This is a genomic window from Phenylobacterium sp. GW823-FHT02A09 (assembly GCF_058797775.1).
The window spans coordinates 239,545-253,230 of record NZ_JBXAJZ010000002.1; the positions used below are offsets into that span (position 1 = coordinate 239,545).

Genomic DNA, 13,686 nt, shown 5'->3' on the forward strand with positions numbered 1-13,686 from the left:
CATGACCATCGAACATGAACACGAACTCGAGGGCCTGAAGGCCGCCGGCCGGCTGGTCGCGCGGACCCTGGAGGCCATGGGCAAGGCGCTGGAGCCGGGCATCACCACCCGCGAGCTCGATCAGCTGGGCCGCCGGATGCTGGAGCTGGAAGGCGCCCGCTCGGCCCCGGAGCTGACCTACAACTTCCCGGGCGCGACCTGCATCTCGGTCGCCCCCGACTGCGCCCACGGCATTCCCGACGACCGCCGCATCGAGGCTGGGACGCTGGTCAATATCGACGTCTCGGCCGAGCTGAACGGCTTCTTCGGCGACACTGGGGCGAGCTTCGCGGTGCCGCCGGTCAAGCCGAACATCGAGCGCCTGTGCCGCGACGGCCGCCGCGCCATGTGGGCCGGCATCCGCGCCGTGCGCCCGGGCGCCAAGCTCAACGAGGTCGGCAAGGCCATCCAGACCTTCGCCGACAAGAACGGCTATTCGCTGGTCACCAACCTGGCCAGCCACGGGGTCGGGCGCTCGCTGCACGACGAGCCGGCCGAGATTCCGACCTGGTGGGAGCCGCACGACCGCCGCCGGATTCACGAGGGGCTGGTGTTCACCATCGAGCCGTTCCTGTCGCTCGGCGCCGACTGGGTCGAGGAGGGCGACGACGGCTGGACGCTGACCCCGCCGGGCCGCGAACCGACCGTTCAGTACGAACATACGCTGGTCGCGACCAAGCGCGGACCAGTTATCCTGACCTTGGCGGCCTGAAAACGCAGGAGAAGGTTGACTCCTCTCCAAGGCTCCCTTAGGAACCGCCGCTCAATTTTATACCGGAGTTGATCTCGTGAAGCGGACTTTCCAACCGTCCCGACTGGTGCGTGCACGCCGTCACGGTTTCCGCGCGCGCATGGCGACCAAGAACGGCGCCAAGATCGTGGCTCGCCGTCGCGCCAAGGGCCGCAAGCGCCTGACCGCCTAAGACGCATCCGCGTCTTAGAGCCTGAGGTGTCGGCATGACCGACGCCCCTAAAGTCATCGAACGCATTCAGAAGCGCTCGGACTTTCTCGCCGCCGCGCGGGCGTCTTCGTACGCCAAAGGCGCGGTGGTGATGCAGGCCCGTGATCGGGCCGACGGCTCCCCCGTCATTCGCGTCGGCTTCACCGCCACCCGCAAGATCGGCGGCGCCGTCGTGCGCAACCGCGCCAAGCGGCGCCTGCGCGCCGCCGCACAGGCGATTTTGCCGCAACTCGGCAAGCCCGGCTTTGACTATGTTTTGATCGCTCGCAACGGCGCGCCCACCCGGGCGTGGCCGCGTTTGCTTGACGATGTGAAAACCGCGCTGATAAGCCTCGCGGCCGAAAGCGACAGCCCGTCCCGCGCCTCGCAGCGCGCCCCTTCTTCCTCCGCCTGAGCGCGCGTCCCCATGCAAGAGAACAACAACCGCAACACGATCATCTTCGTGGTCAGCGCGGTTCTGATCCTGATCGCCTACCAGTTCTTCGTGCTGGATCCGGCCGCCAAGAAGCGCAGCGCCGAGGCCGACCGCCAGAAGGCCGCCGCCGCCGAAGTGCAGGCCGCCTCAGGCGCGGCGCCCGCCCTGCCGGGCGCGCCCAACGCCAAGCCTGGCCCGGTCGTGGTCTCGCGCCAGGAAGCCGCCGCGGCCAGCGCCCGCGCGCCGATCGCCACCCCGGCCCTGACCGGTTCGGTCTCGCTGCGGGGCGCGCGGATCGACGACCTGTTCCTGAACAACTACCGCGTGGCGGTGGCCAAGGACTCGCCGCCGGTCGAACTGTTGCGCCCCGAAGGCGCCAAGCACGCCTTCTTCGCCGAATTCGGCTGGACCGGGGCCAACCTGCCCGGGCTGCCCAACGCCGACACCGTCTGGCAGGTGGTCGAGGGCTCGACCCTCGCGCCCGGCCAGCCGCTGGTGCTGCGCACGTCGAACGGCGAGGGCCTGACCTTCACGCGCAAGCTCGAGGTCGACGACAAGTTCATGTTCACGGTGACCGACACCGTGGCCAACACCGGCGCCGGAACCGTGACCCTGGCCCCCTACGCCTCGGTCCAGCGCCAGGGCGTGCCGGCTGATCTCGGCCGTAACCAGATCGTCCACGAGGGCGCGATCGGTTGGCTGGGCGGCGAACTGCGCCAGCTGAAGTACGCCAAGTGGCTGAAGGAAGGCGACCTGAACGTCTCGTCGGTCGGCGGCTGGACGGGCATCACCGACAAGTACTGGCTGACCGCGCTGATCCCCGATCAGAAGGAACACATCCAGAGCCAGTACCGGGTGACCAAGTCGCTCGCCGCCGACATCTTTGAAGCCAACTATGTCGGCCGCCCGCACATCATCCCGGCCGGCAAGCAGGTCACCGAGGTCACCCGCCTGTTCGCCGGCGCCAAGACCGTGCCGCTGCTGAAGGAATACGAGACCAAGCTCGGCGTGCCGCACCTGGACATGGCCGTGGACTGGGGGAACTTCTGGTTCATCACCCGGCCGATGTTCATGTTCCTGGACTTCATCTTCCAGAAGGTCGGCAACTTCGGCATCGCCATCCTGCTGCTGACCGTGGCCGTGAAGCTGATCTTCTTCCCGCTGGCCAACAAGAGCTACGAGTCGCTCACCAAGATGAAGAAGGCGCAGCCGCAGGTCGAAGCGCTGCGCGCGAAATACAAGGAAGACCCGGCCAAGCAGCAGCAGGAGCTGATGGCCCTGTATCAGCGCGAGAAGATCAACCCGCTGACCGGCTGTCTGCCGATGCTGGTGCAGATCCCGGTGTTCTACGGCCTCTACAAGGTGCTGACCGTCACCATCGAAATGCGCCACGCGCCGTTCTTCGGCTGGATCCAGGACCTCTCGGCCAAGGACCCGCTGACGATCTGGAACCTGTTCGGCCTGATCCCGTACAACCCGGCCAACGTGCCGGTGATCGGCTCGATCCTGAACTCGGACCTGCTGCACCTGGGGCCCATGGCGCTGCTCTACGGCGTGACCATGTACCTCTCGACGGCGATGAACCCGCCGCAGCCGGACCCGATCCAGCAGAAGATCTTCCAGTTCATGCCGGTGATGTTCACCTTCATCATGGCCCCGTTCGCGGTCGGCCTGCTGATCTACTGGACCTGGTCGAACGTGCTGACCATCCTGCAGCAGTACGTGATCATGCGACGCTTCAAGGTGGACAACCCGATCGACCAGATCATCGCCAAGATCACCGGCAAGCCCAGGGAAGTCGGTTGAGCCAGGACCCGCTCTTCACCGAGGACGAACTGGAAGCCGCGCGCATTCTGTTCGCGCGGCAGGCCAGCTTCCTGATGGGAGCGGTCTCGGTCGACGGCCTGCCGCCGGGCGACCTCCCCGAGGTCGCCTTCGCTGGCCGCTCGAACGTCGGCAAGTCGTCGCTGATCAACGCCCTGGTCGGCCACAAGGGCCTGGCCCGCGCCTCCAACGAGCCCGGCCGCACCCGCGAGCTGAACTTCTTCATGCTGGACGAGCGGCTGCGGCTGGTCGACCTGCCCGGCTACGGCTGGGCCAAGGCCTCGAAGGTCGAGGTGAAGAAGTTCCAGAACCTCGGCCGCGACTTCCTGCGCGGCCGCGCCAACCTCAAGCGCGCCTATCTGCTGATCGACGCCCGCCACGGCCTGAAGGCGGTGGACGAGGAGCCGATGGCCGCCTTCGACAAGGCCGCGGTCTCCTACCAGATCATCCTGACCAAGGCCGACAAGCTCAAAGCCGCCGAGGTCGAGGCCGTGCGCCTGCGCACCGAGGCGGCGATCATCAAGCGCCCGGCGGCGTTCCCGCGGGTGCTGGCCACCTCGTCGGAAAAGGGCGGCGGCATCCCCGAGCTGCGCGCCGAGATCATGTCGGCCTGCGAGATCACGCTCTAGGCCGCATCGCCGCGCTGACGCGGGGTCAGTCTTTGCGGGCCTGAGCGTCCATGGAACAACGGCGGGAAGGAAACTCCCAGGACCGCCACCATGCTCTCCACCGCCGGCCGCACGGCCTACGACGCCGACCTCGACCTGTTCCGCGACCAGGTGCGCAAGTTCTTCGACAAGGAGCTCTATCCGCACCTCGACCGCTGGGAAGAGGCCGGCATCGTCGATCGCGAGTTCTGGAAGGCCTATGGCGCGGCGGGCCTGCTCTGCCCGCAGGTCCCGGCCGAGTACGGCGGGCTGGAGCTCGACTATCGCTACAACGCGGTGATCGGCGAGGAGCTGTCCTATGCGGGGTCGTCGGCCGGCGTCACTCTGCAGTCGGACATCACCGTCGACTACATCATCAACTACGGCTCGGAAGAGCTGAAGCAGCGGCTGCTGCCGGGCATGGTCTCGGGCGAGATCATCACCGCCATCGCCATGACCGAGCCGGGCACCGGGTCGGACCTGCAGGGCGTGAAGACCACCGCCATCCGCGACGGCAACCACTACGTCCTCAACGGCAGCAAGACCTACATCACCAACGGCCAGAACGCCGACGTGGTGATCGTGGTCGCCAAGACCGATCCGAGCCTGGGCTCGAAGGGCATCTCGCTGATCCTGGTCGAGCGCGGAACGGCGGGCTTCGAGCGCGGCCGCAACCTCGACAAGGTCGGCCAGAACTCGGCCGACACCTCCGAGCTGTTCTTCAACGACGTGCGCGTGCCGATCACCAACTGCCTGGGCGAGGAAGGGCGCGGCTTCGCCTATCTGATGAACCAGCTGGCCCAGGAGCGGCTGCAGATCGCCATCGCCGGGCAGGCCGGCGCCCAGCGGGCCTTCGACGAGGCGGTGAAATTCACCAAGGACCGCAAGGCCTTCGGCCAGTCGATCTTCGACTTTCAGCACACCCGCTTCACCCTGGCCGGCCTGAAGGCCAAGCTGCAGGCCGGCTGGGCGCACCTGGACTGGGCGATCGCCCGCCACGTGGCCGGCAAGCTCGACGCCGCCGAGGCCTCGGCGGCCAAGCTGTTCCACACCGAGCTGCAGTGGGAGGCCTGCGACATCGCCCTGCAGCTGCACGGCGGGGCCGGCTACATGAACGAGTATCCGATCGCCCGGCTGTGGCGCGACGCCCGCGTCCAGCGCATCTACGGCGGCACCTCGGAGATCATGAAGGAAGTGGTCGCCCGCTCGATCTGAGGCCTGCGCGCCCTCGGCCCTCGCCACAGGCGGTGACAGGGGGCGTGAGGTCCGCTATCGGAGCCCCCAACAGCGCGCGACCTGTCGCGGCTGGCTAAGTGTGGCGGAGCCTCGAGCGGCTCCTGGAGGGTTGCGACCTTGACCGACGACGCCGAAGAACAGGGCTGGGCCACCGCCAAGACCCTCGCCGAGGCCCTGCCCTACATCCAGATCTACGACCGCGAGGTCGTGACGATCAAATACGGCGGCCACGCCATGGGCGAGGAAAGCGTCGCCAAGCTGTTCGCCGCCGACGCGGTGCTGCTGAAGATGCTCGGCGTCCATCCGGTCGTGGTGCACGGCGGCGGCCCGCAGATCTCGCGCATGCTCGACAAGGCCGGCGTCAAGTCGACCTTCGTCGACGGCCTGCGGGTGACCGACGAGGCCACCATGGAGGTCGCCGAGATGGTGCTGTCGGGCGCTATCAACAAAGAGATCGCCAACTGGATCACCCTGGCCGGGGCCGAGGCTGACGTGCGCGGCGTGGGCCTGTCGGGCAAGGACGCCCGCCTGATCACCGTCGAGAAGGCGCACCGCACCAAGAAAGACCCCGACAGCCAGATCGAGCAGGTCGTCGACCTGGGCTATGTCGGCGAGCCGACCCGCATCGATCCGAAGCTCATCGAAGCGCTGATCTACGCCGAGGAGGATTACATCCCGGTGGTCGCGCCGATCGGCGTGTCGGTCGAAGGCGAGACCTACAACATCAACGCCGACACCGTCGCCGGCGCCCTGGCCGGGGCGCTGAACGCCAAGCGCATGCTGCTGCTGACCGACGTGCGCGGCGTGCTGGACAAGAACGGCGAGCTGATCCGCCAGATGACGCTGGCCGAAGCGCGCGAGGCCATCACCTCGGGCGTGGCCACCGGCGGCATGATCCCCAAGCTGGAAACCGCGATCGCCGCGGTCGAGTCCGGCGTCGAGGCGGTGGTCATCCTGGACGGCCGCCGGCCGCACGCGATGCTCACCGAGCTCTTCACGGAACACGGCTCGGGCACGCTCATCCGCGCATGACCGCGGACCTGTCGCATATCGACACCTGGCTGTTCGACCTGGACAACACCCTCTACCCGGAGGAGTCCGGGTTCATGCAGGGCGTCGAGGGCCGGATGACCGACTTCGTGGCCAAGGTCACGGGGCTGGAGCATGACGCCGCCTACACCCTGCAGAAGCACTATCTGGCCGAACACGGCCTGACGCTGAAGGGGCTGATGCTGCACCACGGCGTCGATCCCGCGGACTTCCACGCCCTGTTCCACGACCTGTCGCTGGACCTGCTGGCCAAGGATCCGGAGCTGGTCGCCGCCATCGCGCGGCTGCCGGGCCGGCGGCTGATCTTCACCAACGCCGACGACAAGCACGCCGAGCGGGTGCTGGCGCACCTGAACCTGCGCGGGCTGTTCGACGACGTGTTCCACATCCACTCGTTCGGCTTCGCGCCCAAGCCCGACCCGCTGGGCTTCCAGCGGATGATCGACGCCCATGGCCTGGCGTCGGCCACCACCGCCTTCTTCGAGGACTCCGAGCGCAACCTGCATCCGGCCGCAGACCTGGGCATGACCACCGTGCTGGTCGGCTCGCGCGCGCTCGCCTCGACCGCCCCCTTTGTCCACCACCGCACCGAGAAGCTGACGCCGTTCCTGAGTTCGGCGCGTCTGAAGGAAACCGCCTGATGTCCGACGACCTGAAGTCCGTGATCGAAGCCGCCTGGGAAGCCCGGGACGGCGTCAACACCAGCACCCAGGGCCAAGTCCGCGAGGCGGTCGAGGAAACCCTGAACCGCCTGGACAGCGGCACGCTGCGCGTCGCCTCGCGCGGTGAGGACGGGGTGTGGACCACCCATCAGTGGGCCAAGCAGGCGATCCTGCTGTCCTTCCGCCTGAGCGCCAACCAACTGATCGACGCCGACGCCCCGCATCCGTACTGGGACAAGATCCCGCTCAAGTTCACCGGCTGGGACGCCGCCAAGTTCGAGGCGGCCGGCTTCCGTGCGGTCCCCGGCTGCGTCGTGCGCCGCGGCGCCTACATCGCCAAGAACGTGATCATGACGCCGTCGTTCGTGAACATCGGCGCCTATGTCGACGAAGGCACGATGGTCGACACCTGGGCCACGGTCGGCTCCTGCGCCCAGATCGGCAAGAACGTCCACCTGTCGGGCGGCGCCGGCATCGGCGGCGTGCTGGAGCCGCTGCAGGCCAACCCGACCATCATCGAAGACAACTGCTTCATCGGCGCCCGCTCGGAAGTCGCCGAAGGCGTGATCGTGCGTGAGGGCAGCGTGCTGTCGATGGGCACCTTCATCACCTCGACCACCCGCATCGTCGACCGCAAGACCGGCGAAGTGTTCATGGGCGAAGTGCCGCCCTACTCGGTGATCATGCCCGGCTCGATGCCGAGCCCGTTCGGCGAGGGCCTGCCCTCGATCAACTGCGCGGTCATCGTCAAGACCGTGGACGAGCGCACCCGCTCGAAGACCTCGATCAACGAACTGCTGCGCGACTGACGCGCCCCGACCGGCGGCCTGGACCCAGGTTCCGGGGCCGCCGGTCCTTTCCCTGCTGATTCTCCAGACGATTCGCCGGCTGCGGACGATTCCCGCAGCCGGAGCGGGCGCCATGCGCGCCTACGCGCGGCCAAGGCCTGCGATCACGCCCGCCGCAGCGGCGTCATCCACAGGAAATGCCCCCGTTCCGAGCCCGCGGAACCAATTAACTATAGCATTCGCTTCTCGCGATACTGACGCCTGACTAGGTTATCGCGTGACGCGAAGATAGCCGCGGCGATCAACGACAGTATCCTTAACGTAACCACGCGGCATGTTCGGAGCCCGTTGTTATTCAAGGAGATTGCTATTCGCCACGACCATTGAAGCGGATGGACGTTAACTTTAACGCAGGGCCCGAACCGATGACCCCAGCGCCTTCCCTCGCCACTGTCGTCCTCGATATCCCAGACCAGGATGTCCCGCAGCCGGAGGCGCCCTCGTGGGCTGAGCCGGCCGCCGGCTACCTGGAACAGGACGCGATGCGGTTCTTCTATCGCTGGGGCGGCCATCTTTCGGCGACGCTGATCCGGGTCCGCTCGCGCTTCGACGGCGACCTCGACCAATACCTGCTCTACCTAGTGTTCCTGCTGGCCGAGATTTCGGAGTCCATGCCGCGCGGACCGCGCCCGCCGCAGACCTTCCGCCGGCGGCGCGGTCTCAATGCGCTGAGCCTGGCCGACATCACTCAGATCCCGCGGGAAACCACGCGGCGCAAGCTGCTGGCCCTGGTCGAGCGCGGCTATCTGGTGCGTGAGGCCGACGGCCTGTTCACGCTGGGCGAGGCCTATGACGTGGATCAGTTCTTCACCGACCTGAAGCCGCTGTTCTGGGACGCGGTGCGGCTGGAGCGCTAGCCGGCCGCCCTACTCGATGTTGTCGAGCTTGCGCCAAAGTCGGCGGATCGCCAGGGCGCGGACCGCCGCATCATCCGACTCCATCGGCGCCATGCCGAGCTTCAGCAGGCAATCGTTGAGCGCCAGCGGCTCGTGGCGCGACAGGCGGATGCCCTTGCGGCGCGCGACGGTCTGGAAGCGCCGCCAGACGCATTCCGATCCCGCCGCGCCTTCCGAGGCTCCGGCCGGAAGCAGCCCGGTCTGCAGCACGCGATGGAAGGCGACCAGGGTGGAGCCGCGGCAGATCCGCGCCGCCAGCACGGCGAAGGCCGCCTCTTCCATCGGCTCGGTCGGCAGGTCCTCGCTGGCCGCCCCCCCGAACAAGGTCGCTGGGCTGGACGAGCGCACGAAGGCGCTGAGCACCACGTTTCCCCGATCGTCGACGAAGGCGTACTGCATCACGTGCTGACGGCCGTCGGCGGCGACGGAACGGACGGCGAAGTAGACGTGCTCGCTGGCCGAGACCTGACGCGACGTCGGCGACTGGATAATATGGTCAGGTAACTGCGTTCCGCGAATAACGCCGCCGCGCTCCAGAATATCAAGGATATCCTCGATCTTCTCGGAAGATGTTCTGGGTTTCTTCTTCTTGAAGAAATTGAACATGACGCAACACCCCACACCCGGTTCAGGCATAGTTCTTGAATGTGCGTCCCAGGTCGATCCAATTGCTTCCCAATTCGGGATGGTAAACAGGAAACTAACGACCCATTCTGGGCGCAGCGCCTTGACTGCCCATCGACTCGACAGCCATTGCCCCTGACGGCCGTCGCCGCTACCAGCGAGCCATGCCGCAGCTCGATCCCGTCGCCCTCACCCAAGACCTCATCCGCCGCCCCTCGGTGACCCCCGCCGACGAAGGCGCCATGGACATCGTCCAGCGCACGCTTGAGGGTCTCGGCTTCGCCTGCCGGCGCATGAAGTTCGGCGAGATCGAGAACCTCTACGCCCGCTACGGGACCGCCAGCCCGAACCTCTGCTTCGCCGGCCATACCGACGTGGTGCCGGTGGGCGACGCGGCGGCCTGGAGCCGCGAGGCCTTCGCCGCCGACATCGTCGACGGCATGCTGATCGGCCGCGGGTCGGTCGACATGAAGAGCGCGGTCGCCGCCTTCGCCGCGGCCGCCGCGCAAGCGATCGAGGCCGGCCAGGTCACCGGATCGCTGTCGTTCCTGATCACCGGCGACGAGGAAGGCGTGGCGACCCACGGCACCAAGATGGTGGTCGAGGCGCTGGCCGCCGAGGGCGAGGTCATCGACCATTGCGTGGTCGGCGAGCCGTCGAGCGCCGAGACCTTCGGCGACATGATCAAGATCGGGCGCCGCGGCTCGATCAACACCTGGATCACGGTCGACGGCCGCCAGGGCCACGTCGCCTATCCGCATCGCGCGGCCAACCCGATTCCCGTGCTGATCGACCTGCTGGCCCGGCTGCAGACCCACGTGCTGGACGAGGGCTATACCGGCTTTCAGCCCTCCAACCTGGAAGTGACGACGGTCGACGTCGGCAACGCCGCCACCAACGTCATTCCGGCCCAGGCCAAGGCGCGGCTGAACATCCGCTTCAACCCGGCCCACAAGGGCGCCGAACTGGCCGCCTGGATCGACGCCGAGGCGAGCAAGTCGCGCGAAGGGTTCGCCGGAACCATCACCGTCGAGCCGGTGATCAGCGGCGAAGCGTTCCTGACCGAGCCGGGGGCGTTCACCGACATCGTCGCCGCCGCGGTGCAGGACGTGGCCGGCGCGGCGCCGGAGCTGTCGACCACGGGCGGCACCTCGGACGCGCGCTTCATCCGCGCGCTCTGCCCCGTCGTCGAGCTGGGCCTGGTCGGCAAGACCATGCACGCGGTCGACGAACGCGCGCCCGTGCAGGAGATCCACGACCTGCAGAAGGTCTACGAGCGGCTGATCGAACGGTACTTCGCGGCGTTCTCATCGTAAGGGCGACGCCGCCTCGCTACGCTCGCCCCCACCCTCCCCTCTCCCGCAGGCGGGAGAGGGCTGGGGTGAGGAAACGGCGAAGCCTCTAGTACTTCACGCCGGTGAGATAGAGCCCGTCGGCGGGGGCGACCGGGCCGCAGGCCTTGCGGTCGCGGGCCTCCAGGGCGGCGCGGACGTCGTCGTGCGCCCAGCGGCCGACGCCGACCTCGGCCAGGGTGCCGGTCATCGAGCGGACCTGGCGGTGCAGAAACGAACGCGAGGCGAACTCCAGCAGCACGTACTCGCCCTCGCGCCAGGCGCGGGCCACGTCCAGCGTCTTCATCGGCGACTTCGCCTGGCATTGCATGTGGCGGAAGGTGGTGAAGTCGTGGTGGCCGATCAGTTGGCGGGCGGCGGCGTCTATCGCCTGCGCGTCCAACGGCTTCTTGACGTGCCAGACCCGGCCCTGGTCGAGCGCCGGCGGGCTCTTGCGATTGAGGATCCGGTAGATGTAGCGCCGCTCGGTCGCCGAGAACCGGGCGTGCCAGTCGCCGACCGCGATCTCGGCGTCGAGCACGGCGATCGGCTCGGGCACCAGGTGGGCGTTCAGCGCGTCGCGGACGACCTCGGGCCGCCAGTCCTTGGCTAGGTCGACATGGATCACCTGGCCAGTCGCATGCACGCCGGTGTCGGTGCGGCCGGCGGCCTGCAGGCGCAGGGTCTCGCCGCTGAACGCCTTGACCGCGCGCTCGATCGAACCCTGGACCGAGGGCAGATCGTCCTGGGCCTGGAAGCCCTTATAGGGGCGGCCGTCGTATTCGATGGTCAGCTTGTAGCGCGGCATCAGGCCAGCTCGGTCCCAGCCGCCACGGGCGCGCCGCGCAGGAAGGTCTCGGCGTCCTGCGGGCCTTTGCCCTCGCGCTGGACGCGCAGCAGGCGCACCGCGCCCTCGCCGCAGGCGACCAGCAGCGCGTCGTCCAGCACCTGGCCCGGCGCGCCCTGCCCGTCCTCGAGCCGCGAGAGCAGCGCCTTGACCCGGACCGGGCCCTTGTCGGTCGGTAGTTCGAACCAGGCGCCGGGGAACGGCGAGAGGCCGCGGATCTTGCGATCGACCTCGGCCGCCGGCTTGTCCCAGCGCAGGCGCGCCTCCTTGGGACGGATCTTCTTGGCGTAGGTCAGGCCCGCTTCGGCCTGCGGCGTGGCCTGGGCCTCGCCGCGCTCGACGGCGGCCATGGTCCGCGCCAGCAGGTCGGCGCCGACGACGGCCAGGCGGTCGTGCAGGGTGGAGGCGGTCTCCAGGGCGTCGATGCGCACGGTCTCGGAGGCCAGCACCGGGCCCTCGTCGAGGCCTTCGGTCATCTGCATGACCTCGACGCCGGTGACTTTGTCGCCCGCCATGATCGCGCGCTGGATCGGCGCCGCGCCGCGCCAGCGCGGCAACAGCGAGGCGTGCAGGTTGAAGCAGCCGAGCTTCGGCGCGTCGAGCACGGCGGCCGGAAGGATCTGGCCGAACGCCACCACCACCCCGGCGTCGAGCTTCAGGGCGGCGAAAGCCTCGATCTCGGCCGCATCGCGCATCGAGACCGGGGTGCGCACGGGAATCCCCCGCTCCTCGGCATAGGCATGGACGGGCGAGGGCTTCAGCGTCTGGCCGCGGCCGCGCGGCGCGGGCGGCTGGGAATAGACGCAGACGACCTCGTGCCCGGCCTCGACCAGGGCGGCGAGGGCGGCGACGGCGAAATCGGGAGTTCCGAGAAAGGCGATGCGCATCAGGCCTGCATGTAACGACGGCGGAGGATTTTAGGAACCTCATGCAAGCTTCGCCGTTCTGTGAAGCACTCGGGAAGGGAGAACCAATCCATGCGCAATCTGATGATCGTCACCCTGGTCGCTTCGGGCCTGGCCCTGTCGGCCTGCTCGCAGGCCACTCAAGACTCGGCCAAGGCCACGGCCGATCAAGCCGCCGCCGACGCCAAGGTCGCGACCGATCAGGCTGCGGCCGACGCCAAGGCCGCCGCCGACAAGGCCGCCGCGGAAGCTCAAGCCGCGGCCGGCACGATGGCCGCCGACACCAAGGCGGCCGCCGCCGACGCCAGCGTCGCGGCCCAGGATGCGGCCGCCGACGCCAAGGCCGCCGCGGCGGGCGTGGCCAAGGACGCCAAGGCCGCGGTCCACGACGCGACCGCGCCGGACAAGCACTAGGACCTCTCGCGCCTGCCCGGGCGACAGGCACGGGCAGGCGCGGAGCTTCTTGGCGGGGGAACGATGGGGGCAGCCAACGATGTCGAAGCGTTGCTCGACCGTCATCCGGAACCGACCCGCTCGGCGCTGAAGCGCCTACGCCGCCTGATCCTCGACACCGCCGCGGCGACGCCGGGCGTCGATACGATCGAGGAAGCGTTGCGCTGGGGACAGCCCAGCTATCTGACCAAGACCGGCAGCACGATCCGCATCGACGCCGTGAACGTCTCGCAGTACGCGCTCTTCGTGCATTGCCAGACGAGTCTGCTGGCCAGCTTTCGCGAGCTCTACGGAGACGCCCTGGTCTATGACGGCAAGCGGGCGCTGATCTTCGATGCGACGACGCCGCTGGACGAAGAGGCGGTCGCACACTGCATCGCGCTGGCGCTCACCTATCATTCACGCAAGCGCGCCCGCTGACGGGCGCAGGCCTCAGGCCGCGCGGGCCTGCTTCTTGACCTTGGCGACGGCGCGGTCGCGCTTCAGGCGCGACAGGTGGTCGATGAACAGCACGCCTTGCAGGTGGTCCATCTCGTGCTGGATGCAGACCGCGAACAGGCCGTCGGCGTCCTCGATCACTTCCTCGCCCTGATAGTTCAGGTACTTCAGCTTCACGCGGGCGGGACGCTCGACCTCGTCATAGATGTCCGGGATCGACAGGCAGCCTTCTTCGTAGGGCGCGGTGTCCTCGGAGCTCCAGACGATTTCCGGGTTCACGAAGTAGCGCGGCGCCTTCTCGTCGTCGGGGCCGGAGATGTCCATGACGATCACGCGCTTGGCCACGCCGATCTGGATCGCGGCCAGGCCGATGCCGGGCGCGTCGTACATCGTCTCCAGCATGTCATCCATCAGCGCGCGCAGCTCGTCGTCGACCTTATCGACGGGCTGCGAGACCTCTTTGAGGACCGGGTTCGGGACGACGAGAATTTCGCGGATAGCCATAAAAA

General features: G+C 68.0%; 17 protein-coding genes. 13 read left to right on the plus strand and 4 right to left on the minus strand.

Features of this window, described 5'->3' with window-relative positions; all coding sequences use genetic code 11:
• Window position 1: 1 nt before the first annotated feature.
• The 10 genes from map (at window position 2) to AC1Q87_RS08345 (ending at window position 8,540) form a co-directional block, all read left to right on the plus strand.
• Window positions 2–751 carry a type I methionyl aminopeptidase gene (gene map, locus AC1Q87_RS08300; protein WP_492608500.1) on the plus strand — a complete coding sequence of 250 codons (750 nt, stop codon included), beginning with the start codon at window positions 2–4 and terminating at the stop codon, window positions 749–751.
• A 76-nt stretch (window positions 752–827) separates the two neighbouring features.
• A complete protein-coding gene (gene rpmH / locus AC1Q87_RS08305; protein WP_056017364.1) occupies window positions 828–962 on the plus strand; it encodes a 50S ribosomal protein L34 in 135 nt (44 codons plus the stop codon).
• A 34-nt stretch (window positions 963–996) separates the two neighbouring features.
• Entirely contained in the window at window positions 997–1,395 is a 399-nt protein-coding gene (gene rnpA, locus AC1Q87_RS08310) for a ribonuclease P protein component (RefSeq protein WP_492608501.1), read from the plus strand.
• A gap of 12 nt (window positions 1,396–1,407) precedes the next feature.
• Entirely contained in the window at window positions 1,408–3,222 is a 1,815-nt protein-coding gene (yidC, locus tag AC1Q87_RS08315; protein ID WP_492608502.1) for a membrane protein insertase YidC, read from the plus strand.
• Window positions 3,219–3,869: a ribosome biogenesis GTP-binding protein YihA/YsxC gene (yihA, locus tag AC1Q87_RS08320; protein ID WP_492608503.1), complete on the plus strand. Its 651-nt coding sequence runs from the start codon at window positions 3,219–3,221 to the stop codon at window positions 3,867–3,869. The genes yidC and yihA overlap by 4 nt, the downstream gene beginning before the upstream one ends.
• Window positions 3,870–3,959: 90 nt before the next feature.
• Window positions 3,960–5,102 (plus strand): acyl-CoA dehydrogenase family protein, encoded by a 1,143-nt coding sequence (locus AC1Q87_RS08325; RefSeq protein ID WP_492608504.1) that lies wholly within the window; start codon window positions 3,960–3,962, stop codon window positions 5,100–5,102.
• A 138-nt stretch (window positions 5,103–5,240) separates the two neighbouring features.
• Complete coding sequence (argB, locus tag AC1Q87_RS08330) at window positions 5,241–6,155, plus strand: acetylglutamate kinase (RefSeq protein WP_492608505.1); 915 nt, start codon at window positions 5,241–5,243, stop codon at window positions 6,153–6,155.
• Window positions 6,152–6,814 (plus strand): pyrimidine 5'-nucleotidase, encoded by a 663-nt coding sequence (locus AC1Q87_RS08335; RefSeq protein ID WP_492608506.1) that lies wholly within the window; start codon window positions 6,152–6,154, stop codon window positions 6,812–6,814. Before argB ends, AC1Q87_RS08335 begins: the two co-directional genes overlap by 4 nt.
• Complete coding sequence (gene dapD, locus AC1Q87_RS08340) at window positions 6,814–7,644, plus strand: 2,3,4,5-tetrahydropyridine-2,6-dicarboxylate N-succinyltransferase (protein WP_492608507.1); 831 nt, start codon at window positions 6,814–6,816, stop codon at window positions 7,642–7,644. The genes AC1Q87_RS08335 and dapD overlap by 1 nt, the downstream gene beginning before the upstream one ends.
• 404 nt (window positions 7,645–8,048) lie before the next feature.
• Window positions 8,049–8,540 (plus strand): hypothetical protein, encoded by a 492-nt coding sequence (locus AC1Q87_RS08345; RefSeq protein ID WP_492608508.1) that lies wholly within the window; start codon window positions 8,049–8,051, stop codon window positions 8,538–8,540.
• A 9-nt stretch (window positions 8,541–8,549) separates the two neighbouring features.
• Here the strand turns inward: AC1Q87_RS08345 and AC1Q87_RS08350 are convergent, their stop codons facing one another.
• Window positions 8,550–9,185, minus strand: a complete 636-nt coding sequence (locus AC1Q87_RS08350; RefSeq protein ID WP_492608509.1) for a hypothetical protein — start codon at window positions 9,183–9,185, stop codon at window positions 8,550–8,552.
• Window positions 9,186–9,367: 182 nt separating this feature from the next.
• Between AC1Q87_RS08350 and dapE the strand changes: the two genes are divergently transcribed.
• Window positions 9,368–10,519, plus strand: a complete 1,152-nt coding sequence (gene dapE / locus AC1Q87_RS08355; RefSeq protein ID WP_492608510.1) for a succinyl-diaminopimelate desuccinylase — start codon at window positions 9,368–9,370, stop codon at window positions 10,517–10,519.
• An 85-nt stretch (window positions 10,520–10,604) separates the two neighbouring features.
• On the opposite strand, the gene truA is transcribed toward dapE, so the two are convergent.
• Both truA and fmt read right to left on the minus strand, forming a co-directional pair.
• A complete protein-coding gene (gene truA, locus AC1Q87_RS08360) occupies window positions 10,605–11,342 on the minus strand; it encodes a tRNA pseudouridine(38-40) synthase TruA (protein WP_492608511.1) in 738 nt (245 codons plus the stop codon).
• The gene (fmt, locus tag AC1Q87_RS08365) at window positions 11,342–12,268 is read right to left on the minus strand and encodes a methionyl-tRNA formyltransferase (RefSeq protein ID WP_492608512.1); all 927 of its coding nucleotides are present in this window, start codon (window positions 12,266–12,268) and stop codon (window positions 11,342–11,344) included. The genes truA and fmt overlap by 1 nt, the downstream gene beginning before the upstream one ends.
• Before the next feature lie 90 nt (window positions 12,269–12,358).
• Here fmt and AC1Q87_RS08370 point away from each other — a divergent pair, with 90 nt between their 5' ends.
• Both AC1Q87_RS08370 and AC1Q87_RS08375 read left to right on the plus strand, forming a co-directional pair.
• Window positions 12,359–12,700, plus strand: coding sequence for a hypothetical protein (locus tag AC1Q87_RS08370; protein WP_492608513.1), 342 nt, complete (start codon window positions 12,359–12,361; stop codon window positions 12,698–12,700).
• Between the two features lie 63 nt (window positions 12,701–12,763).
• A complete protein-coding gene (locus tag AC1Q87_RS08375) occupies window positions 12,764–13,159 on the plus strand; it encodes a DUF1801 domain-containing protein (protein ID WP_492608514.1) in 396 nt (131 codons plus the stop codon).
• 12 nt (window positions 13,160–13,171) lie between these two features.
• Here the strand turns inward: AC1Q87_RS08375 and def are convergent, their stop codons facing one another.
• Window positions 13,172–13,681 (minus strand): peptide deformylase, encoded by a 510-nt coding sequence (gene def / locus AC1Q87_RS08380; protein ID WP_492608515.1) that lies wholly within the window; start codon window positions 13,679–13,681, stop codon window positions 13,172–13,174.
• Window positions 13,682–13,686: the final 5 nt, after the last annotated feature.

Excerpts from the sequence above, each read along its gene's own strand:
- map (WP_492608500.1), top strand. The coding sequence starts at position 2 with ATGACCATCGAACATGAACACGAACTCGAGGGCCTGAAGGCCGCCGGC.
- rnpA (WP_492608501.1), top strand. The coding sequence starts at position 997 with ATGACCGACGCCCCTAAAGTCATCGAACGCATTCAGAAGCGCTCGGAC.
- yidC (WP_492608502.1), top strand. The coding sequence starts at position 1,408 with ATGCAAGAGAACAACAACCGCAACACGATCATCTTCGTGGTCAGCGCG.
- AC1Q87_RS08325 (WP_492608504.1), top strand. The coding sequence starts at position 3,960 with ATGCTCTCCACCGCCGGCCGCACGGCCTACGACGCCGACCTCGACCTG.
- AC1Q87_RS08335 (WP_492608506.1), top strand. The coding sequence starts at position 6,152 with ATGACCGCGGACCTGTCGCATATCGACACCTGGCTGTTCGACCTGGAC.
- dapD (WP_492608507.1), top strand. The coding sequence starts at position 6,814 with ATGTCCGACGACCTGAAGTCCGTGATCGAAGCCGCCTGGGAAGCCCGG.
- AC1Q87_RS08345 (WP_492608508.1), top strand. The coding sequence starts at position 8,049 with ATGACCCCAGCGCCTTCCCTCGCCACTGTCGTCCTCGATATCCCAGAC.
- AC1Q87_RS08350 (WP_492608509.1), bottom strand. The coding sequence starts at position 9,185 with ATGTTCAATTTCTTCAAGAAGAAGAAACCCAGAACATCTTCCGAGAAG.
- dapE (WP_492608510.1), top strand. The coding sequence starts at position 9,368 with ATGCCGCAGCTCGATCCCGTCGCCCTCACCCAAGACCTCATCCGCCGC.
- truA (WP_492608511.1), bottom strand. The coding sequence starts at position 11,342 with ATGCCGCGCTACAAGCTGACCATCGAATACGACGGCCGCCCCTATAAG.
- fmt (WP_492608512.1), bottom strand. The coding sequence starts at position 12,268 with ATGCGCATCGCCTTTCTCGGAACTCCCGATTTCGCCGTCGCCGCCCTC.
- AC1Q87_RS08370 (WP_492608513.1), top strand. The coding sequence starts at position 12,359 with ATGCGCAATCTGATGATCGTCACCCTGGTCGCTTCGGGCCTGGCCCTG.
- AC1Q87_RS08375 (WP_492608514.1), top strand. The coding sequence starts at position 12,764 with ATGGGGGCAGCCAACGATGTCGAAGCGTTGCTCGACCGTCATCCGGAA.
- def (WP_492608515.1), bottom strand. The coding sequence starts at position 13,681 with ATGGCTATCCGCGAAATTCTCGTCGTCCCGAACCCGGTCCTCAAAGAG.